Genomic DNA, 20,248 nt, shown 5'->3' on the forward strand with positions numbered 1-20,248 from the left:
GCCCCCTACAGTACGTCCCCGAAATCTGTGCCGCCCGCGAAGCCCCGCTGCGAGGCGATGTTCCGCCGCGGCGACGCTTCCTGTATCGGCGCGGGCCGCTCAATCGCGTCCGTGCCGATAGCACTGGACCCTCCCACCGGTGTCGGTGCCGCAATCGGACCGGACGCTTGCTCATCGTCCAAGTCCATCCACTCCGGGCGTTGCCGGTGGTTCTTGCGGTCGTTCCAGCGGCAGAACTGGAAGGCGAGCTCCACCAAAAGCGTGATGGAAATGGCCAGCGCAACCATGGAGAACGGGTCCTGCCCCGGCGTCATCACCGCGGCGAAGATGAAGATGAGCACGGTGATCAGGCGGCGCTTTTCCTTCACGTGCTCGTAGCGCAAAATCCCGATGAGGTTGAGCATGACGATGATCAGCGGCAGCTCGAAGCTGACACCGAAAATGACGACGAGCGCGAGCAGGAAGTTGTAGTACTCCCCGCCTGTCAGGGCAGCCACCTGGAACTCATTGCCCATCGTCATGAGCACGTACAAGCCTTTGTCCAGCACGAAGTAGGCCAACAGCGCGCCGGCGACGAAAAGGACGACGGCGACGGCGACGAACGTGAAGGTGTAGCGCCGCTCATTCTTGTGCAGGCCGGGGGTAATGAAGTTCCAGATCTGCATCAGCCACACCGGCGACGCCAGCACCAACCCCGCAAGGGCGCCAACTTTCAGGCGCAGCATAAACATCTCGAAGGGACTCGTGGCCAGTAGGCGGCACTCGCCGTCGCCGGTGAAATCCGCCCGCAGATCGTCAGGCAGATTGCAGTACGGACCGCGGATAATCTCGCCCAGCGGCATCATGCGCGGCGGCGCGGCCTGATACCAGATAAATCCGATGATGGTGCCCACCACGATGGCAGCCAGCGAGATGATCACGCGATGGCGCAGCTCTTGGAGGTGCTCCACCAGCGACATCTCGCCGGTCGGGTTCTTCGGCCGCTTCGGTCTCTTCGGGGTTTTCGTACGTGCCATAAGCCGGAACTAGCGCGGCTGATTCTCCGGACGGTCCCAGAAGTCAGCCTCCTGGGCAGCGCTGCGGGTCTCCTGCGCGGGAGCGGACTCGATCTGGCGCTGCTGGGTCGGCGTCGCCGCTGCGGACTGGCCGTCAGCCTCGTCCTCGTGGCGCATCTCCTTGACCTCGGACTTGAAGATGCGTGCGGAACGGCCCATGGAACGAGCCAGATCCGGCAGCTTGTTCGCGCCAAAGAGCAGCAGCACGACAAAGACGATGATGATGAGCTCGGTCCAACCGATATTGGGCATGGAATTTCCTTTCCGAAAAACGGTGTAACGCGCAGATTAGTCTAACGCCTCAAAGGCGCGCATCGCGCGCGACTTTGCATCGCGCGCGAGATGTTCCGGTGCGACGAGGCGGACGCGGTCTGCCTGGCTCAGACAGAATCTGACCAACCAACCTTCGCTGCCGTAGCGCATGGTCGCGGGGATCCACTCGGCCGCAGTGTCTGCACCGGTTTCAGCCGGCGCAAGCTCGATCTCCCAGTAGTCCGCCAACCACGTCGCGTCGGGGTGGACCAACAGGTTCGCCTGCGGGCGGTTGGTCAAGCCGAACGGGTCCGCAGGATCGAAGTCGGAATCGGTTGCGGCCGAAGGGGCGTCGAGAAGCATCGCCTCGCGGATCCGGTCCAAGCGAAACGTCTTGAGCTCCCCGTCTTGCGCCGCGCGCAGATAGGTCCGCCCCGACTCGTGAAACAGGCTGACTGGTTCCACCTGGCGTTGCGAGGTCGCATCGGAGGATGCGGAATAGTACGTGATGGCCAGCTGCCGCTTGGCGGAAAGCGCCTCGGCGACGGTCCCCGCCACACCTGCTTCATCGGAGTGCTCCGCATCCCCGACAGCCTGCGACTTGGTCACGGCGCGGATCTTCGCCGCCGCGGAACGCACCGCGCGGGCGTCCACCAAACCGGGCATGGTCTCCAGCGAATCCAGCAAGACGAGCAGCGCGCTCGCTTCGGCCGGCGAGAGGCGCAGCGGGGTGGTCAACCCCTGGTCGTCGATGATGTCGACGCCTTTCCAGGAGTACTCCAGGTCGATCATCTCCCCCGGCCCGGTCCCCACGCCGGAGAGGAACAGCAGCTCAAAATCGTCGCGCACCTGGATTGGGTCTGCGCCGAGGTCGCGCGCGATCTCCATGGGGGTCAGCCCCGGGTGATTCGACGCGTAGGCCAACAGGTTCAGCAGCCTGACCACGCGCGCTTGACGCTTGAAGTCCACAGCCATCAGTTGCTCCCTTCCGCAGCAGTTCGCAGCAGCTTGACGACGTCCTGACGGACCTCCCCCGGCTCCACCGCAACCACCTGTCCGGCCAGACTTGCGATCGTGCGCACAGCCCAGTCCCGGTCCACGCCGCGCACGGTGATGGTGTCATTGTCTTCCCCACCCGTGTCGACCCCAGAGACACGGGTGCCCCGCTGAGCGAGTTCCTCGCCGGCGCCGCCGGTGACGGTCACCGTGACGTCGACAAGATCGCCGCGAAGCGACGCCTCCACCAGCGCTTGCAGGTCGCCGGCGCGCTCGTGGAACGCGTCGCTGTGGCGCACCTTTTTCACCCGGGAAACCTTCTTGAGCCGGAACACGCGCACGTCGTCGCGGTCGATGTCGAAGCCGACGAAGTAGGCCCGGTTGTTCAGCGAGACCACGCCCCACGGGTCCACCACGCGTCGCTCCGGGTCCTTGCCGGGGGCACGGACGAAGTCGAAGGAGATGCGCTGGTTGGCTTGCACGCACTTCACAATCGCGCGCAGCGTGTCGGCGCGCAGCTGGAAGATGTCGTTGGACACGCTCATCAACGCCGTGGCGTCCATGGAACGCGTCGCGCCCGACGCCGCGAGTTTGGTCCAGCCGGAGCGGGCGAACTCGCCCAGCGAGCCAGGTTTGCTCAAGTCCGCCGCCAGTCCCACCACGGAGGCCTCCTCGGCGGTGAGGTCGACCGCGGGAAGCTCGTAGAGGTCCTTGACCACCCACACCTGGCCGTTCTGGTAGCGCGCAGGCACCCCAAGATCGCGCAGCTCGCGCACGTCGCGCTCGACCAGGTGCGCTGCGGCGTCGCGGCTCCGGCCGCCGTACCCGTCCACGTGCGCTTGCACCCACGCAACATCGCGCTTTTCCGGCGACGCCAAAAGCGCAAACGTGAGCCCGACCTGGCGCACGACCATGTCGTTGTCGTTGGCCACCGCGTTTCCTACCCTTCCTGCGCCCGCACCCAGCTGATCAGGTCGGCTGCATGCCGGTCCTCGTTCGCGAACGGGTCTTGCAGCTCCACCGTGCGGGGCTCCGGGCGGTTGACCTTCAAATGTACCCAGTCGACATTATGCGCAAGGCCCGCCTCCCGCACGGCATCCAAAAACTTCCCGCGCACCGCGGCGCGGGTCGTTGCCGGCGGGCGGTTGACCGCGCTCTCGATGGCGGCGTCTGAGATCCAGCGCTTGGCCAGCCCCTTGCGCTGCAGCACAGAGAACAAGCCCCGCTGGGGGTGGATGTCGTGGTAGGTCAGGTCGATCTGGGCCAGCTTCGGGTGGTCCCAGTCGCAGCCGAGGCGGTCTTTGAACTGCGTGAGCAACTTGCGCTTGATCACCCAGTCGATCTCCGTGTCCACCCCAGAAAAATCCTGGGCAGCGATCGCGTCGAGCACTCGGTGCCACAGCTCCACCACACGGGCCATCTCTTCGTTCGGGGTTCCCTCGTCGGGGCGCTGCTCGAGCCAGCGCGTCGCCGCCTCCAAGGTGCGCTGCTGCACCTCGAGCGCGGTCACGGTTCCGCCGGCGGCGAGGTTGAGCTGCGTGGCGCCGGTCGGGTCGGCCGCGATGTCTCGGATGTGCGAGATAGGATCTGCAAGCTCCATGTCCGGCAAGTCGAAGCCGGCCTCGAGCATCTCAATGACCAAAAGCGTGGACCCCACCTTCAGCGCAAACGTGGGCTCCGACATGTTTGAATCGCCCACAATTACGTGCATGCGGCGGAAGCGGTGGGAATCCCCGTGCGGCTCGTCGCGGGTGTTGATCATCGGCCGTGTGCGCGTGGTCGCGGAGGACACGCCCTCCCACACCTGGTCTGCGCGCTGGGAGATGAGGAACTTCCCGCCGGCGATCTTGCCGGCGCCGCAGATGAGCTGGCGCGTGATCAGAAACGGCAGCAGCTGCTGGCCGAAGGACTTCAGCGCCAGCTCGCGGCTGATTAGGTAGTTTTCGTGCGCGCCGTAAGAGTTGCCGCGCGAGTCCACGTTGTTTTTGAACAGGAAAGTGGCCCCAGAAAAGCCGTCGTTGTGCAACGCCTCGTCGCACTGCTGAGATAAGGCGTGGTAAATCCGCTCGCCCGCCTTGTCGTAGGCGAGCAGCTGGCTCAGCGAGTCGCACTCCGCCGTCGCGTACTCCGGGTGCGAACCCACGTCCAAATAGAGCCTCGAGGCGTTGGAGGTGAACACGTTGGAGCTGCGGTGCTCGGCCACCACGGGGCGAAAGAGGTAGCGGGCGATTTCCTCGGGCGTGAGCACCTGGCGGGAACCGTCGTAGGCGACGACGCCGAACTCCGTTTCCACCCCCATGATGCGGCGCGGGTAACCGGTGGCCAGCTTACTGCCCGCCCTTCTGCACGAAGGACTTCACAAACTCCTCCGCGTTGGTGTCCAGCAGTGCGTCGATCTCGTCGAGCAGATCGTCCGTGCCTGCGGTATTGATCTGGGCGTTGAGTTGAGCCTGGCCGGCGTCGAAGTCCTCGCTGCGGTCTTCTCCGCCTCCGCCGGATGCGTGTGTCTGTTGGGTAGCCATAGATGCAACCTTAGCGCTCGGGGGCGAGCCCCAGGCCGGTAATTAATTCGCGCGTCGTCGCGGAACGTTCGATCAGCTCGCCGACGTCCGCCTTCGTGTGCTCGCCCAGCAAGTCCAGCGGCACGCGGTAGAGCTGTCCGTCCACGTTAAAGAGCATGGACTGCCAGTTTGAGGCTGTCAGATCCGCTGCAAACTTCTCCCCCGCACGCCCGCGGAAGTACGCGCGGGTATCTTCCGGCGGGTGCTTCGCCGCATGGGCAATCTCGTCGGCGGACACCAGCGTGCGTATCGCGCCTTTGCGCACGAGTGCGTGGTACAGCGAGGTTGCCGGGTCGATGTCCGCGTACTGCAGGTCGATCGCCTGCAGCTTTGCCTGCGATGCGCCGCGCGCTTCGAAGCGGCGCACCAGCGCCCACTTCGCGGTCCAGTCCAGGCGGTCCGCGGTGGACAGCGGGTCGCGCTCCAGGTCGTCGAGGATCTCGCCCCACAGCGCGAGCACTTGCTTGTCGACGTCGCTTCGCGCCTCACACCGGTTCCTGTACTCCCGGAGAATGGAAATGGCGGTGGACCTTTGGCCGTCGTCAAGCAGAAGCTCATGGGCGAGCGTGGGGTCGTGGCTGACCGCCTTGATCTCCGCGACAGGATCGGCCAGACGCAGATCGGTAAAGTCCACCCCGGCCTCGATGGCGTCGAGCACCAGCGACGTCATACCCAGTTTGAGCAGGTTGGAGTACTGGCTCATGTTCGCATCGCCGACGATGACGTGCAGGCGGCGGAACTGATCCTCCGGCGCGTGCGGCTCGTCGCGCGTGTTGACGATGCCGCGGTTGAGCGTGGTTTCCAGCGACACCTCCTGCTCGAAGTAGTCCGCGCGCTGGGAAATCTGGAACCCCGGCGACTCGGATTCCTGGCCGATGCCCACGCGGCCCGCACCGATGATGACCTGGCGCGTGACGAAGAACGGGATGAGGGCCTGGGTCAACTGCTCAAAGTTCGTGTGCCGCGAATACAGGTAGTTCTCGTGGCTGCCGTAGGAGCGGCCCTTGCCGTCGACGTTGTTTTTGTAGAACTTCAGCGGCGGGCATGGCTCGTGCTTGGACAGCACAGAGACGTGCTGCTGCCACAACTCGCGGATGTCTGAAGCCGCGTCGTTGAGGACGATGTCGCCGGCAGCGTCGTAGACCATCGCGTCGAACGCGTTGGAGCACTCCGGGCTGGAGTACTCCGGGTGGCCGTGATCCACGTAGTAGCGCGCGCCGTTGGTGGTGACCACGTTGGCAACGCCGATGGCGTTGGCGTCCACAACCGGCACGCTGCGGTAGCGCTGCAGGTCGAAGCCGCGCGTGTCTTTCAGCGGCGCCTCCTCCGCGTAGTCCCAGCGGGTGCGGGCCTGGGTGCGCAGTGCCGCGTACGCCACCACGGCGTGGGTAGAGGTGACCAGCGGGCTGATCTGCGGGTTTTCGGGGCAGGTAATGCCGTACTCAGTCTCGGTTCCCATGTAGCGCGTCATAAGTTCCGAGGATACCTTTTGGGCAAAAATGCGAAGCGTCGTATTTTATTGGTTAAGACTACCCGTACTCCGCTCGGTGTGGACTCACCGCACACTGAGCGCCAATTCTTCGGTCAGCCCTGGGGTCTGGCCAACCTGTTCGGCATCGAGCTGTGGGAGCGCTTCAGCTTCTACGGCATGAATGGTCTGCTCTCGTATTACATGTACTACGAGACGACCGAAGGCGGCCTCGGCATGGACGAGTCCACCGCCCTGAGCCTGGTCGGCGCCTACGGCGGCTTTGTCTACATGATGGCCCTGGTCGCCTCCTTTGTCAGCGACCGCCTCCTCGGCCCCGAACGCACCCTGTACCACTCCGCCATCCTGGTCATGATCGGCCACATCCTGCTCGCCCTGGTGCCGGGACCAGCCGGCTTGGCGCTCGGCCTGGTCTGCGTCGGCGTCGGCTCGGGCGGCGTCAAGACGGCGTCGCAGGTAGTGCTCGGCGACCTCTACTCCCGCGAAGACCCCCGCCGCGACGCAGGTTTTTCAATCTTCTACATGTCCGTCAACATCGGCGGACTGCTCGGTCCGGCCATCACGGGCGGCGTCTGGGGCATGGCCGGATTCCACTGGGGTTTCGCCCTCGCCGCCATCGGTATGGGCATCGGCCTGCTCCAGTACACGCTGATGCGCAAAAGCTCCATCGGCTCTGCCGGCTCCGAGGTGCCGAACCCGCTGCCTCGCTCCGAGTGGGCGAAGTGGGGCCTTGGTGCAGTGGCCGTGATCGCCGTCGTAGTCGAGTTGCTGACTACCGGCATCCTGCCGCTGGACTGGCTGAGCTGGATTGTCTTCGCCATCGCGCTGATCGCCACGGTGACGCTGCTGTGGGAGATGTTCGTCTCCGAAAAAGTCACCCCCGCGGAAAAGTCCCGCCTGACCGGCTACATCCCGCTGCTGGTCGGATCCGTCGCCTTCTTCGCAATTTTCCAGTCACAGTTCACCGTGGTGGCCGTGTACTCCGACCAGCGCGCTGATCTCTCCTTCTTCGTCTGGGAGCTCACCCCGGCGCAGGTGCAGTCTTTCAACCCGGCGTTCATCATCATCTTCGCCCCGATCTTCGCAGCCACGTGGACCAAGCTGGGCGACCGCCAGTGGACGTCGGCGACGAAGTTCGGCGTCGCCAACATCATCGTCGGCCTCTCGCTGTTTATCTTCCTGCCGTACGTGGGCAAGGGCCCGCAGTCCACGCCGCTTCTGGTGCTGGTGCTGATCCTGTTCCTGTTCACCATCGGCGAGCTGCTGCTCTCCCCCGTCGGCAACTCTCTGGCCACCAGGGTTGCCCCGCAGGCGTTTAAGTCCCGCCTGTTCGCGGCGTGGCTGATGTCCGTGTCCATGGGCACCGCGCTGTCCGGCGTGCTCGGCTCGCTGTACAACCCGAACGATGCTGCAGCGGAGCGCACCTTCTTCCTCACCCTGTCCGCCGTCACTATTGCGCTGGGTATCTGTCTTATCGCGATTCGGCGCTGGGTCGTGCGCAAATTTGCGGACGTGCGTTAAACACAAGTAACGCACGCAAGCAAAAAGCTCGCTGCCCGGACCTGGGCAGCGAGCTTTTTCGGCTTTCCTACCAGCCGCGCTCAGCCAGGCGGTGCGGCGCTGGCAAGTCGGCGACGTTGATGCCCACCATGGCCTCGCCCAGGCCACGGGAGACCTCGGTGACCACGGCGATGTCATTGAAGTTCTTCGTCGCCTTCACCACGGCCTTCGCGCGCGCCTCTGGGTTGCCGGATTTGAAGATGCCGGAGCCGACGAACACGCCGTCCGCGCCGAGCTCCATCATGAAGGCGGCGTCGGCAGGGGTGGACACGCCACCTGCGACGAGCAGCGGCACCGGCAGCTTGCCGTTTTCCGCCACCTGCGCCACCAGCTCGTAGGGCGCCTGCAGTTCCTTGGCCGCGACGTAGAGCTCGTCGCGGTTGTTCTCCCAGATCGCCTGCAGCCCGGCGATCTCGCTGGTGATCTTGCGGATGTGCTTGGTCGCCTCGGAGACGTCACCCGTGCCCGCCTCGCCCTTGGAGCGGATCATGGCCGCGCCTTCGTTGATGCGGCGCAGAGCCTCGCCCAGGTTGGTCGCGCCGCAGACGAACGGCACCTTGAACGCGCGCTTGTCAATGTGGTTGACATAGTCGGCGGGGCTGAGCACCTCGGATTCGTCGATGTAGTCCACGCCCAGGTGCTCCAGAACCTTCGCCTCCACCGTGTGGCCGATGCGCGCCTTGGCCATGACCGGGATATCGACTGCCTCGATGATGCCGTCGATCAGATCGGGGTCGGACATACGGGCCACGCCGCCCTGGGCGCGGATGTCGGCCGGCACGCGCTCGAGCGCCATCACCGCAACGGCGCCGGCGTCTTCGGCGATCTTCGCTTGCTCCGGGGTGACCACGTCCATGATCACGCCACCGAGGAATTTCTGGTTCAGTGCTTCTACATCAGACATACCGCTTAGTCTGCCCCGGGAACTGGTAGATTCCAAGTGCCAGTTCCATTTAGTTTCTTTGGACCAGTTGATGCACCTGAATATCTCTCGGAACCACCCGAGCTCAATCCCGACGCAGATCGCGGCCGAGATCAGGGCGGCCGTGGCCAACGGCACGCTCGCGCCTGGCGACGCCGTCCCGTCCACCCGCGCCCTCGCCCAGCAGCTGGATATCTCCCGCGGCAGCGTCATCACCGCCTACGACCAGCTCGAAGGCGAGGGCTATCTGCTCACCCGCCAGGGCGCACCGACGCGGATTCACCCAGAGCTCACCGTGACGGAACGGCCAAAGACCGCTGTCCAATCCGGGCTCTCCCGCAAGGTGGCGCGCCCCCGGATCTCGCTGAAACCCTCGCCGGGCAACGCGGGCGCGATCCGCCCGGCAACGTGGCGCAAAGCCTGGCGCGAGGCAGCCAAGCACCCCGGCACGGACGTAGACAACGCCGGCGAGCCGGAGTTGCGCAGCGCCATCGCCGACCACCTACGTCTCGCACGCAGCATGGCGCTCACCCCAGACCAGATCGTGATCACCGGCGGGTCCCGCGAGGGCCTGATGTGCATTCTTCATTCCCTTGGCACCGGTCTACGCGTGGGCGTTGAAGACCCCGGCCACCCCGGCCTGCGGCGAGTCATCCCGCTGCTGGGCCACGAGGTCGTCGATTGCGTCACTGACGGCGACGGCGTGGTTGTGCACGCGCTCCCCGACGACTTGGACGCGCTTTTGGTCACGCCGTCGCACCTTTACCCCTTCGGCGCTGCCATGCCGGTGCCGCGCAGGGCGGAGCTGCTGGAGTGGGCGGCGAATACGCGGACAACCATCATCGAAGACGACTTCAACACCGAGCTGCGCTACCGCATCTCACCGCAACCGACGCTGTCCTCGCTCGCCACCAACGCAGACGTGTTGACGCTCGGGACGTTTTCCACGCTGCTCTCGCGTGAACTCGCTGCGGGTTACGTCGTCGCCTCGGCTGCCACCGCAGCCTCGTTGCGAGAGATCCGCAGCATCCTCGGCGTGCCAGTGTCCACGGTGACACAGCGGGCCATCGCGCATCTGCTTGACGACGGCGTGGCGCGCCGCACCTCCCGCGCCGTGCACCGTGACCTGGCGCGCAGGAGGGACATCCTGCGCGAGCACATAGTCCCCCTCCTCAACGACGCCGGCGTTCGCGCAGAGCTGGTGCCCGGGGACGGTTCCGACCTGACCTTGAGGTTTCGGCAACCGAGCGAGCGGGACCAGTTTGAGGCGCGCCTTCTCGCAGCGGGACTGGAATGCGGCCACGAATCGGCGCTGTGGACGAATGCGGGCGACGCGCTCGTGCTCAGCTTCGCCCACCTGCGAGGCGCTGACTTCGAGCAATCCATCAGCTTCATCGCACGGGAGGTGTCTATGCTGGTCCGCGCCCAAAACGCGACAGGAGGAGACAGCAATGGATGAGACTGGTGAAGCGAGTTACGCGGGACAGCCCTTCGAGGTGATAGTCGTCGGAGGAGGATTCGCCGGCACCGCCGCAGCTATCAACCTGGCGAGAGCGAATAGAACCGTGTGCCTCATTGATGCTGGGGAGCCACGCAACCGCAACAGTGATCACATGCATGGAGTCATCGGCCTTGACGGTGAGTCACCACGCGAACTGCTCTCCCGGGGTCACTCTGAGTGTCTCGCATACGGCGGCACTCTCGTCGAGGGGCGGGTGAGTTCTCTGCAGCGAACAGCAGCGGAAGGTTGGTCGGTGGAACTCGAATCAGGTGAGCGTGTCACCGGCTCGCAAGTTCTTGTTGCAACTGGAATCACGGACCGCCTCCCGCAAGTTCCAGGTTTGCGCGAGATGTGGGGCCAGCGAGTCTTCCACTGCCCGTATTGCCATGGATATGAAGTCAACGGCAAGAGCATCGGAGTCGTCGGAGGAGAAAACCCTGGATTCACCACGAGAATCTCTACGCTGCTGACCAAATGGGCGGACAGCGTGACGCTGCACGTCAACGGTATGGACCTCACAACAGAGCAGCGTGATCGCCTTCTCGATTGCGGGGTGCAGCTCAGTTACGACGAAGTTGTGCAGGTGTCACCGGATCCTACTGAATCGTTGGCCGTCGAGATGGTGACCGCCTCAGGAGCCGTCCGGTATGGCACATGCTTTACAGGCCCGGAGTTTCTCCCGAACGACCATCTTCTCCGTCAGGCAGGTTGCGCAGTGGCAGACGGCTGGGTGCAGACTGCTGGGGGCAAAACATCCGAACCAGGCCTTTGGGCTGTTGGCAACGTTGTCAGCTCCCCAGATCAGGTCTCTCAGGCGTTGGGTTCTGGTGCTGGGGTCGCAATTGCCATCGACCAATATCTATTCGATCGGGGATAGCCAGGACGGCGAGTACCCGAGGTGTCTAGCCGATAACTTCGGCGGCGACCACACGCTTGCCGTGGCGGCCGGTGATGCGCGCCCACTCGTCCGGGTTGGCGGTATTCGGCATGTCCTCGCTTTCATCTTGCTCGGCGCGCACCGCCTGGCGCAGGTGCTCCCCTGAAAGCCCCGCGGTGGACGCCCCGGAGAGGTGGTCTTTGATGGCGAGTTTCTTGGCACGGTCCACCACGTTGGCGATCATCGCACCGGAGACGAAGTCGGAGTAGTGCAGCACTTCCTCGGCTCCGTCGACAAGCTCCAAGCGCACAAACGGCCGCGGGGCAAACATGGCGTCGGCGGCTGCGTCGATAAGCGTCTCGCGCGAATCGGCCAGCGGTATCGCGTCGGTGATGTAGCGCGCGAGGATGTCCTTGGCCTCCTCCTTGTTCGGGCGAGAGACGCGGATCTTGATGTCCAGGCGGCCGGGGCGCAAAATCGCCGGGTCGATGAGTTCCTCGCGGTTGGTCGCGCCGATGACGATGACGTTGGCGATGTCTTCCACACCGTCGATCTCGGTGAGCAGCTGCGGAACCACCGTGGTCTCCATGTCCGAGGACACACCCGATCCGCGGGTGCGGAAAATCGATTCCATCTCGTCGAAAAACACGATCACCGGATTGCCACTTGCCGCCAGTTCGCGTGCGCGCTCGAAGATCAGGCGGATACGCCGCTCCGTCTCACCGACGAACTTGTTTAACAGCTCCGGGCCCTTGACGTTGATGAAGTGGGCCTGTCCCCCATCACCGATGCGCTGGGAAAGCGAGTTCGCCACAGCCTTGGCAATGAGCGTTTTGCCGCAACCGGGCGGGCCGTACAGCAGCAGGCCCTTGGGCGGGCGCAGCTCGTAGGCTGCATAGAGCTCCGGGTGGGAGAACGGCAGCTCCACGGAGTCCTGGATCGTTTCGATCTGGGAAGACAACCCGCCGATGTCTGCGTAGGTGACATCGGGGATCTCGTCCAAGGACAGCTGGTTGACCTCAGTTTTGGCAATACGCTCGAAGGCGTAGCCCGCAGACGGATTGACCAGTACCGTATCGCCCGCGCGCGCCGCTGTCCGCAGCGGCTCAGCCAACATCACCAGCGACTCCGCGCCCTGCTGGTCCGCCACAATCGCCCGGTCGTCGCCGATGCGCTCGACCATGGTGGCCAGCTGCCCGGTGGGATCGAAACCGCAGTTCTCTACCACGATCGTGCCCTCCCCCAGGCGAACGAGCGTGCCGGGGACGAGCGCGGAAGGGTCCACCAGGGGCGAGACTTTCAGCCGCATACGCCGACCCGAGGTGTGCACCTCGGCCTCCCCGTCGCGGGCGGCCGGGGCGAGGTAGATGCCGTAGGTCGACGCAGGCTCGTTGAGCTCCTCTATTTTCGCATACAGATCGTTGAGCCGGTCGCGACTGTTTTTCAGCAGCTCAGCGAGCTTTTCGTTGCGCGAACCGAGCTCGCGGTTTTTACGCTTGAGATCGCGCAGCTCCGGACCAAAGGCATCGTCGTGGAGAGTAGGCATGCGTTCGAGCCTACATAGGAGCTACCGCTTATCTGCGAGCTTTGCGTTGCGGCCGCGGCGGCGTCACCCCGTCTGCGAGACGGCGCGTCCACACGAGGAAAGCGGTGTGCGCATTCATGCGGTGCTCCGGACGCGTGGCCAGGCCTTCAACCTTCCACTCGCGCAACAGGGTCTCCCAGGCGCGCGGCTCGGTGAAGCACTTCGCCTCGCGGATGGCCTCCATGATGTTCATCAGCTGTGGCACGGTGGCCACGTAGGTCATGAACACCCCGCCCGGGATGAGCACGTTTTTCACCGTGTCAATGAAGTGCCAGGGCTCCACCATGTCCAAGATCACGCGGTCGACCTGACCGTCGAGGTCCTCCGGGGTGACCTCACCGAAGTCTCCGAGGCGCGGGGTCCACCACTCCGGCTCGCCGCCGAAATAGTCGGCGACGTTGTCTTTGGCGAACGCTAAGTGGTCGTCGCGGATCTCGTAGGAGTACACATGGCCCTCCGGGCCCACGGCGCGCAGCAGCGACATGGTCAGCGCTCCAGATCCGGCGCCGGCTTCCAGCACGCGCGCGCCCATGAAAATGTCGCCCTCCACGAGGATCTGCGCAGCGTCTTTGGGGTAGATCACCGCGGCACCGCGCGGCATGGACAGCACGTGGTCCACCAGTAGGTGGCGGAAGCAGAGGTAGTCCGAGCCGAGCGTTGACTTGACCACCGTGCCCTCGTCGGCGCCGATGATGTCGTCGTGGCTGACAATGCCTTTGTGCGAGTGGAACTGGCCACCCTCTTTAAGCTCGATGGTGAAATGGCGGCGCTTCGCATCGGTCAGCTGCACCTTGTCGCCTGGCTGAAACGGTCCCGAATACATGGCGGTAAGTATGCCCTACTGCGCTGCGGCATAGAAAGCCGAAAGTGCGCGCACGAAGTAGTCCATGTCGTGCACGCCGCACAGCTCGCGGGCGGAGTGCATGGACAACAGCGGCACGCCCACATCCACGGTGGGCAAACCGAGGCGGGTGGACGAGATGGGCCCGATGGTGGAGCCGCAGGGCACCGCGTTGTTGCCCACGAACGTCTGGTGCGGCACTCCTGCCGCACGGCAGGCCAGGATCCACTCCGTCTCCGTCGCCGCGTTGGAGGCGTAGCGCTGGTTGGCGTTGACCTTGAGCACCGGGCCCTTGTTCAGCAGCGGGTGGTGCGTGGGGTCGTGCTTGCCCGGGTAGTTTGGGTGCACCGCGTGCGCGGCGTCGGCAGAGACCTGAATCGAGTTGGCGATGATCTCGGCCGGATCCCCGAACCCGGAGGCGATGCGGTTGAGCACCCGCTCCAGCAGCGGACCGCCCGCACCCGAGGTGGAGGCAGAGCCAACTTCCTCGTGGTTGAACGCGGCGAGCACCAGGATGTCTCGCGCGTCGTCTTTCGCGGCCAGGAAGGCTTCCATGGACGCCCACACACTGGTCAGATTGTCCAGGCGCCCAGCCGCCAGCAGGTCGCCGAGGACTTCGCCGCGCTGGGCGTCTGCGGTGATGAGCTCGTGCGCAACGATGTCCTCGGCCTTGATGCCGGCAGATTCCGCCGCGAGCTCCAACAGCGGGCGGTCCACGCCCAGGATCGGCTGCGTGTGCACCTGCCGCTCGATCTCCGGCATATCTCCGCGGTACAGGTGGATGGCCAAGTTGGGCACGCGCGCGACCGCGCCGGCGTTGACCAGGTGCTCGGTGCGGTCGGCGGTGACCACGCGACCGGCAAACGTGAGGTCGCGGTCGAACCAGCTGGCCAAAATCGGACCACCGTAGACCTCCACCGCCACCTGGCGGCACCCCTCGCGCACCACGTCCGGGTCAGGCTTGGCCATCAGGCCGGGAGAATCAGTGTGCGAGCCCACGACCCGGAACCGCGGCCGGGCGTTTTGCGGCACCCACCACGCAACCACGGCGCCATCGCGCACGATGAGGTGACCGCCGGGGGCGTGTGCGTCGTCGTCAAGCGAAAAGCCCTCCGCCTGAAGCCTCGCGGCCACCGCAGCTGCGGCATGGAACGCGGACGGGCTTTCGGCGAGGAAATCGATGAAGGCTTGTGTCATGGCTCCACTCTATGATGTTGGGCACCATGACACGCCCAATAGCTATTTCGCCGTCCCGCGCATCCGACTACAAACGCTGCCCGCTGCAGTACCGGCTGCGCGCCATAGACAAGATTCCGGAACCGTCCACCGAGGCACAGGTCAAGGGCACGCTCGTGCACGCGGTACTGGAAGAGATGTTCACCTGGCCGCGTGAGCAGCGCACATACCCAGCCGCGGTGAAGCGGCTGAAGCCGAATTGGGCGAAGATGCGCGAGCAGGACCCGGAGTGCGCCACGCCCGTCGCGGACGAGCACCAGCTGCTCGTGGACGCGCGCACGCTGCTGCGCGGGTACTTCACCATGGAAAACCCGCTCGGCTTCGACTCGCACGCCCAAGAGATGCCGGTGGACTTCACGCTGCCCAACGGCGTGCCCGTGCGCGGGTTCATCGACCGAGTCGACATCGCCCCCACCGGCGAGGTGCGCGTCGTCGACTACAAAACGGGCAAGAAGCCGCAGCCGCGCTACTCCCAGGACGCGCAGTTCCAGATGCGGTTCTACGCGCTGGTGTACTGGCGCCTGTTCGATGTGGTGCCGACCCAGCTGAAGCTGATGTATCTGAAAGTGATGGACTCGATGATCCTCACGCCCTCGCGCGAGGAGCTGGAGTACTTCGAGCGAGACTTGGCCGAGCTGTGGTGGAAGATCGAAGCCGACGGCAAGGCCGGCACCTTCCGCCCGCAGCAATCCAAGCTGTGCGGGTGGTGCGCCTTCCGGTCCATGTGCCCCATCTTCGGCGGCACGCCGCCCGAGTACCCCGGCTGGCCGGGGTCCCGGGCCGACCAGGACGCCTAGAACAGACCGGAGACCACGCCGTCGGCGTCAACGTCGATGTTGTTGGCCGCCGGCTGCTTGGGCAGGCCCGGCATGGTCATCACATCGCCCGTCAGCGCGAGCACGAAACCGGCGCCCGTGCGCGCGACGAGGTTGCGCACGTGCAGGGTGTGGCCGGTCGGCGCGCCGAGCTGCGCCGGGTCGTCCGAGAAGGAGTACTGCGTTTTGGAAATGCACACCGGCAAGGTGTCAAAGCCGTTGTCCTTCAGCGTCTGCAGGTCCTTTTTCGCCGCTGCGGAGTACTGCACGTCGTCCGCGCGGTAGATCTCCTTGGCAATGGTCTCAATGGAGTGCTCCACGCCCTGCGCCGGATCGTAGAGCGGGTGCGAGGAGCCTTCCGTGAGGTTGTCCAGCAGGGTCTGGGCGAGCTCGGTCGCACCGTCGCCGCCCTTGGCCCACACATCCGCCGCCTCCAGCGCGATGCCCTTGGACTGCGCCCAGTTGCGCAAAAAGTCCAGCTCCGCCTCAGTGTCAGACGTGAAGCGGTTCAGCGCCACCACCGGGGTGACGCCGAACTTGCGCACGTTTTCCACGTGGCGCTCGAGGTTGACAATTCCCTCCTCCAGGGCCGCGAGGTTTTCCTCGCCGAGCTGGTCTTTCGCAACACCCGCGTTGTGCTTGATGGAGCGTACCGTGGCCACGATGACCGCGCCGGCGACGTCGAGGTCTCCGTAGCGGGCCTTGATGTCGAAGAACTTCTCCGCGCCCAGATCCGAGCCGAAACCTGCCTCGGTGAGCACGATGTCCGCGTGCTGCTGGGCGGTGCGAGTGGCGATAAGCGTGTTGCAGCCGTGCGCGATGTTGGCAAATGGGCCTCCGTGGATGAAGGCCGGCGTGCCGCCGAGGGTTTGCACGAGATTCGGGTTCACCGCCTCCTTCAGCAGGGCGGCCATGGCGCCCTGGGCGCCGAGGTCGCCTGCAGTGACCGGCTTGTTGTCGTAGGTCAGGCCGACGGTGATGTTGGCCAGGCGCTGCTTGAGGTCCTCCAGGTCCGTGGCCAGGCCCAGGATGGCCATGATCTCGGAGGCGGCGGTGATGGTGAACCCGGTCTCCGCCGGCACGCCGTGCGCGGGCCCGCCCAGGCCGGTGACCACGTTGCGCAGGGCGCGGTCGTTGACATCGAGGCAGCGCTGCCACGTCACCCGCCGCGGGTCGATGTTCAGCGCGTTGCCCTGGTGGATGTGGTTGTCAATCAGCGCCGCCAGGGTGTTGTTGGCGCTGGTAATCGCGTGAAAGTCGCCCGTGAAGTGCAGGTTGATCTGTTCCATCGGCACCACCTGGGAGTAGCCGCCGCCTGCCGCGCCACCCTTGATGCCCATCACGGGGCCGAGAGAGGGCTCGCGCAGCGCCACCATGGCGTTGTGCCCCAGCTTCGCCAGCGCGTCCGTGAGGCCGATGAGCACGGTGGACTTGCCTTCGCCGGCCGGGGTGGGCGAAACACCGGTGACGAGGACCAGTTTGCCCGGTTTGCGCTGGGGTACCTGGGTGATGTCCACCTTGGCCATGTGCTTGCCGTACGGGATCAGCGCGTCGTCGCCGACACCCGCCTTCGCGGCGATCTCCGAAATCGGAGCGAGTTGGTGGGCTTGGGCGATCTCGACGTCAGTCAACGGTTGTGCAGTCATGCACCTCACACTACAACGGCGCCGATGGCGTAACCGAGGATTACGCTCACGGCGATGCACACCACACCCGGCAGGAGGAAGGGGTGGTTGAACACGTACTTGCCAATGCGGGTGGAGCCGGTGTCGTCCATCTCCACGGCGGCCAGCAGCGTGGGGTACGTCGGCAGCACGAACAGCGCGCTGACTGCGGGGAATGCCGCCAGGGCTGTCAGCGGGCTGACACCGATGGCGAGCGCTGCAGGGATCAGCGCCTTCGCCGTCGCTGCCTGCGAGTACAGCAGCGAGGCTGCGACGAACAGCACCACCGCCAGCATCCACGGCTGCGCGGTGAGTACGTCGCCGGCGATGGCCTGGATGTCTTCGATGTAGTAGTTGATGAAGGTCGTGCCAAGCCACGCCACGCCGAGGACGCACACGCTCGCCGACATGCCGGAGCGGAACACCTGGGTGTTCAAAATCTCGGCCGCGGTGGTTCGGGTGGCAAGCACGATCGCGGCGGCGGCGCCGAGCATGATCGCCATAATCGCCTCGTTGCGCGGCACCGTCGGGTTCTGGATCAGGCCCACTTGATCGGAGATCAGCGTGGCGTAGACCATCACGATCACAATTGCGGCGAGGAAGATGCCCACCGAGGCCTTCGCCCCTGCGGGGGCGACGTAGTTCTCGCGCGCCGCGGGCTTAGCGACGAGACCTCCGGCCAACCGCTCCTGGTACACCGGATCGTCTTCCAACTCCGCGCCGGACTGGTTGGCGATCCACGCCATGGGGAAGATCGCCAGGAATGTCGCGGGCAGCATCACTGCGAGCAGCTGGAGATAGCCCACCCCAAGCGGCTCCAGCGCGGAGGCCATGAACACTACAGCGGCCGAGATGGGCGAGGCGACAATGGCCATCTGGGACGCGATGACTGCGGCGGACAGTGGCCGCGAGGGGCGCACGCCGCCTTCCTTGGCCACCTCCACAATGACGGGCATGGTGGAAAAAGCGGTGTGGCCCGTGCCAGCGAGCACCGTCATCAGCCAGGTGACAATCGGCGCGTACACGGTGATGCGCTTCGGGTTGCGCCGCAGGAACCGCTCCGCGAGGTCGACCAGGTAGTCCATGCCGCCGGCGAGCTGCATGGCGGAGATTGCGGCAATGACGCACATGATGATGCCGATGACGTCGAAGGGAATTGCCTCCGCGCTGACCGGGATCCCTGTCGCGCCGAGCAGTAGTACCCCGAGGCCACCGGCGAAGCCGATGGCGATGGAGCCCATGCGGGCGCCGAGCACAATCGCGCCGAGAAGGATGATGAGGTGAACTGCGAGCAGCACGGTTGCACTCCTTACGGGATCGGTATGGTCGTCCCATTATCCGCTGTTGTGCGTCTGAAACGAAACGCGGCGGGTGTGAGCCTCGCTACGCCTGCTCACACCCGCCGCATCAAGGGGGTTACGCTTCCCTACTCGCTGTCGGCCTCGCCCGCCGACTCCTCAAGGCCCGCCTCGTCGTCGACGTAGAGCTTGCCGCGGTACTCCGGGTGCATGAGGTTTTCCTTGCTCAGCAGCTTGTTCAGGTCCTCCTCGCCGATGAGGCCCTTTTCCAGCACGAGGTCGTAGACGCTCTTGCCGGTCGCCGCGGCCTCGCGGCCGATGACGTCGCCGTTGTGGTGGCCGATCACCGGGTTGAGGTAGGTGACAATCCCGATGGAGTTGGTCACGTAGGCCTCGCAAACTTCCTTGTTCGCGGTGATGCCCTCCACGCACTTCTCACGCAGGGTGCGCGCCGCGTTGGCGATGAGTCGGATCGACTCGAACAGGGACTGGGCGATGACCGGCTCCATCACGTTGAGCTGCAGCTGGCCGGCCTCTGCCGCCATGGAGACGGTGACGTCGTTGCCGAAGACCTTGAAGCAGACCTGGTTGACCACCTCGGGGATGACCGGGTTGACCTTCGCCGGCATGATCGACGAACCGGCCTGGCGCTCCGGGAGGTTGATCTCGTTGAGGCCGGCGCGCGGGCCGGAGGACAACAGGCGCAGGTCGTTGCAGATCTTGGACAGCTTCATCGCCGCGCGCTTGATGGCGCCGTGCATCATGACGTAGCCGCCGGTGTCCGAGGTGGCCTCGATCAGGTCCGGCGAGGCCTGAATGTCCAGGCCGGTGACCTCGCGCAGGGCGGAGACGACCTGGTCGCGGTAGCCGTTCGGGGTGTTGATGCCGGTGCCGATCGCGGTTGCGCCCAGGTTGATTTCCAGCAGGGAATCCGCCGCGCCGCTGATGGTGCGCTGCTCCTCGGCGAGGTTGGCGCCGAACGCGGTGAACTCCTGGCCCAGGGTCATCGGAACGGCGTCCTGCAGCTGGGTGCGGCCCATCTTGATGATGTCTGCGAACTCGTCGCCCTTCGCACGGAACGCCTTCTGCAGGTCGTCCAGCTCAGCCAGCAAATCCTGCACGGCGTAGTACACGCCGAGACGGAAGCCGGTCGGGTAGGCGTCGTTGGTGGACTGGGACATATTCACGTCGTCGTTCGGGTTGATCACGGAGTACTCGCCCTTTTCCCGGCCGATCAGCTCGAGGGCGAGGTTGGCCACCACCTCGTTGGTGTTCATGTTCACCGAGGTGCCAGCGCCGCCCTGGAAGACGTCGATCGGGAACTGGTCCATGCACACGCCATCGTCCAGGATCTTGTCGCAGGCGGCGACGATCGCCTCGGACTTGTCCTTGGGCAGTGCGTGCAGGCGGCGGTTGGCAATCGCGGTGGCCTTTTTCACCTGCACCATGCCGCGGATGAACTCCGGGAAGTCGTTGATGGTGGCGGCGGAGATGTGGAAGTTGTCCACGGCGCGCTGCGCGTGGATGCCGTAGTAGACGTCGGCGGGGACCTCGGCGGTGCCGAGGAGGTCTTCTTCAATGCGTGCGGTCATGGTC

General features: G+C 65.1%; 18 protein-coding genes. 4 read left to right on the forward strand and 14 right to left on the reverse strand.

What is annotated here, in order from left to right:
- Positions 1-5: 5 nt before the first annotated feature.
- Genes tatC through dop form a run of 7 tightly spaced genes read right to left on the reverse strand, consistent with a single transcriptional unit; the run spans position 6 to position 6,335 of the window.
- Entirely contained in the window at positions 6-1,016 is a 1,011-nt protein-coding gene (gene tatC / locus CFOUR_RS05740) for a twin-arginine translocase subunit TatC (RefSeq protein WP_085957964.1), read from the reverse strand.
- 9 nt (positions 1,017-1,025) lie between these two features.
- Positions 1,026-1,307, reverse strand: coding sequence for a Sec-independent protein translocase subunit TatA (gene tatA, locus CFOUR_RS05745; protein WP_085957965.1), 282 nt, complete (start codon positions 1,305-1,307; stop codon positions 1,026-1,028).
- A 36-nt stretch (positions 1,308-1,343) separates the two neighbouring features.
- The gene (locus CFOUR_RS05750; RefSeq protein ID WP_085957966.1) at positions 1,344-2,282 is read right to left on the reverse strand and encodes a helix-turn-helix transcriptional regulator; all 939 of its coding nucleotides are present in this window, start codon (positions 2,280-2,282) and stop codon (positions 1,344-1,346) included.
- Positions 2,282-3,235 (reverse strand): helix-turn-helix transcriptional regulator, encoded by a 954-nt coding sequence (locus CFOUR_RS05755; protein WP_230471844.1) that lies wholly within the window; start codon positions 3,233-3,235, stop codon positions 2,282-2,284. Before CFOUR_RS05755 ends, CFOUR_RS05750 begins: the two co-directional genes overlap by 1 nt.
- Positions 3,236-3,243: 8 nt before the next feature.
- Entirely contained in the window at positions 3,244-4,602 is a 1,359-nt protein-coding gene (gene pafA, locus CFOUR_RS05760) for a Pup--protein ligase (protein ID WP_101706404.1), read from the reverse strand.
- A gap of 28 nt (positions 4,603-4,630) precedes the next feature.
- Positions 4,631-4,825, reverse strand: coding sequence for a ubiquitin-like protein Pup (locus tag CFOUR_RS05765; protein ID WP_085957968.1), 195 nt, complete (start codon positions 4,823-4,825; stop codon positions 4,631-4,633).
- 10 nt (positions 4,826-4,835) lie between these two features.
- Positions 4,836-6,335: a depupylase/deamidase Dop gene (gene dop, locus CFOUR_RS05770; protein WP_085957969.1), complete on the reverse strand. Its 1,500-nt coding sequence runs from the start codon at positions 6,333-6,335 to the stop codon at positions 4,836-4,838.
- A gap of 78 nt (positions 6,336-6,413) precedes the next feature.
- Here dop and CFOUR_RS05775 point away from each other — a divergent pair, with 78 nt between their 5' ends.
- The gene (locus CFOUR_RS05775; protein WP_230471845.1) at positions 6,414-7,874 is read left to right on the forward strand and encodes a peptide MFS transporter; all 1,461 of its coding nucleotides are present in this window, start codon (positions 6,414-6,416) and stop codon (positions 7,872-7,874) included.
- Between the two features lie 67 nt (positions 7,875-7,941).
- Here CFOUR_RS05775 and pdxS read toward each other — a convergent pair whose 3' ends face one another.
- A complete protein-coding gene (gene pdxS, locus CFOUR_RS05780; RefSeq protein WP_085957971.1) occupies positions 7,942-8,817 on the reverse strand; it encodes a pyridoxal 5'-phosphate synthase lyase subunit PdxS in 876 nt (291 codons plus the stop codon).
- A 70-nt stretch (positions 8,818-8,887) separates the two neighbouring features.
- Here pdxS and pdxR point away from each other — a divergent pair, with 70 nt between their 5' ends.
- Complete coding sequence (gene pdxR, locus CFOUR_RS05785; RefSeq protein ID WP_085958480.1) at positions 8,888-10,294, forward strand: MocR-like pyridoxine biosynthesis transcription factor PdxR; 1,407 nt, start codon at positions 8,888-8,890, stop codon at positions 10,292-10,294.
- Positions 10,287-11,213 carry an NAD(P)/FAD-dependent oxidoreductase gene (locus tag CFOUR_RS05790; protein ID WP_085957972.1) on the forward strand — a complete coding sequence of 309 codons (927 nt, stop codon included), beginning with the start codon at positions 10,287-10,289 and terminating at the stop codon, positions 11,211-11,213. The genes pdxR and CFOUR_RS05790 overlap by 8 nt, the downstream gene beginning before the upstream one ends.
- A 25-nt stretch (positions 11,214-11,238) precedes the next feature.
- Here the strand turns inward: CFOUR_RS05790 and arc are convergent, their stop codons facing one another.
- Genes arc through CFOUR_RS05805 form a run of 3 tightly spaced genes read right to left on the reverse strand, consistent with a single transcriptional unit; the run spans position 11,239 to position 14,836 of the window.
- Positions 11,239-12,759, reverse strand: a complete 1,521-nt coding sequence (gene arc / locus CFOUR_RS05795; RefSeq protein ID WP_085957973.1) for a proteasome ATPase — start codon at positions 12,757-12,759, stop codon at positions 11,239-11,241.
- A 28-nt stretch (positions 12,760-12,787) separates the two neighbouring features.
- Positions 12,788-13,621: a tRNA (adenine-N1)-methyltransferase gene (locus CFOUR_RS05800; protein ID WP_085957974.1), complete on the reverse strand. Its 834-nt coding sequence runs from the start codon at positions 13,619-13,621 to the stop codon at positions 12,788-12,790.
- Positions 13,622-13,636: 15 nt separating this feature from the next.
- Positions 13,637-14,836, reverse strand: coding sequence for a M18 family aminopeptidase (locus tag CFOUR_RS05805; protein ID WP_085957975.1), 1,200 nt, complete (start codon positions 14,834-14,836; stop codon positions 13,637-13,639).
- 26 nt (positions 14,837-14,862) lie between these two features.
- On the opposite strand from CFOUR_RS05805, the gene CFOUR_RS05810 reads away from it, so the two are divergent.
- Positions 14,863-15,672 (forward strand): RecB family exonuclease, encoded by an 810-nt coding sequence (locus CFOUR_RS05810; RefSeq protein WP_085958481.1) that lies wholly within the window; start codon positions 14,863-14,865, stop codon positions 15,670-15,672.
- On the opposite strand, the gene CFOUR_RS05815 is transcribed toward CFOUR_RS05810, so the two are convergent.
- The 3 genes from CFOUR_RS05815 to aspA form a co-directional block, all read right to left on the reverse strand.
- The gene (locus tag CFOUR_RS05815) at positions 15,669-17,336 is read right to left on the reverse strand and encodes a formate--tetrahydrofolate ligase (protein WP_085957976.1); all 1,668 of its coding nucleotides are present in this window, start codon (positions 17,334-17,336) and stop codon (positions 15,669-15,671) included. The two genes, CFOUR_RS05810 and CFOUR_RS05815, sit on opposite strands and share 4 nt — an antisense overlap.
- A gap of 5 nt (positions 17,337-17,341) precedes the next feature.
- Positions 17,342-18,649, reverse strand: coding sequence for an anaerobic C4-dicarboxylate transporter (locus CFOUR_RS05820; protein WP_179154881.1), 1,308 nt, complete (start codon positions 18,647-18,649; stop codon positions 17,342-17,344).
- Positions 18,650-18,780: 131 nt separating this feature from the next.
- Positions 18,781-20,244 (reverse strand): aspartate ammonia-lyase, encoded by a 1,464-nt coding sequence (gene aspA / locus CFOUR_RS05825; RefSeq protein WP_085958482.1) that lies wholly within the window; start codon positions 20,242-20,244, stop codon positions 18,781-18,783.
- Between the last annotated feature and the right edge of the window lie 4 nt (positions 20,245-20,248).

Source organism: Corynebacterium fournieri (genome assembly GCF_030408775.1).
Lineage (GTDB): Bacteria > Actinomycetota > Actinomycetes > Mycobacteriales > Mycobacteriaceae > Corynebacterium > Corynebacterium fournieri.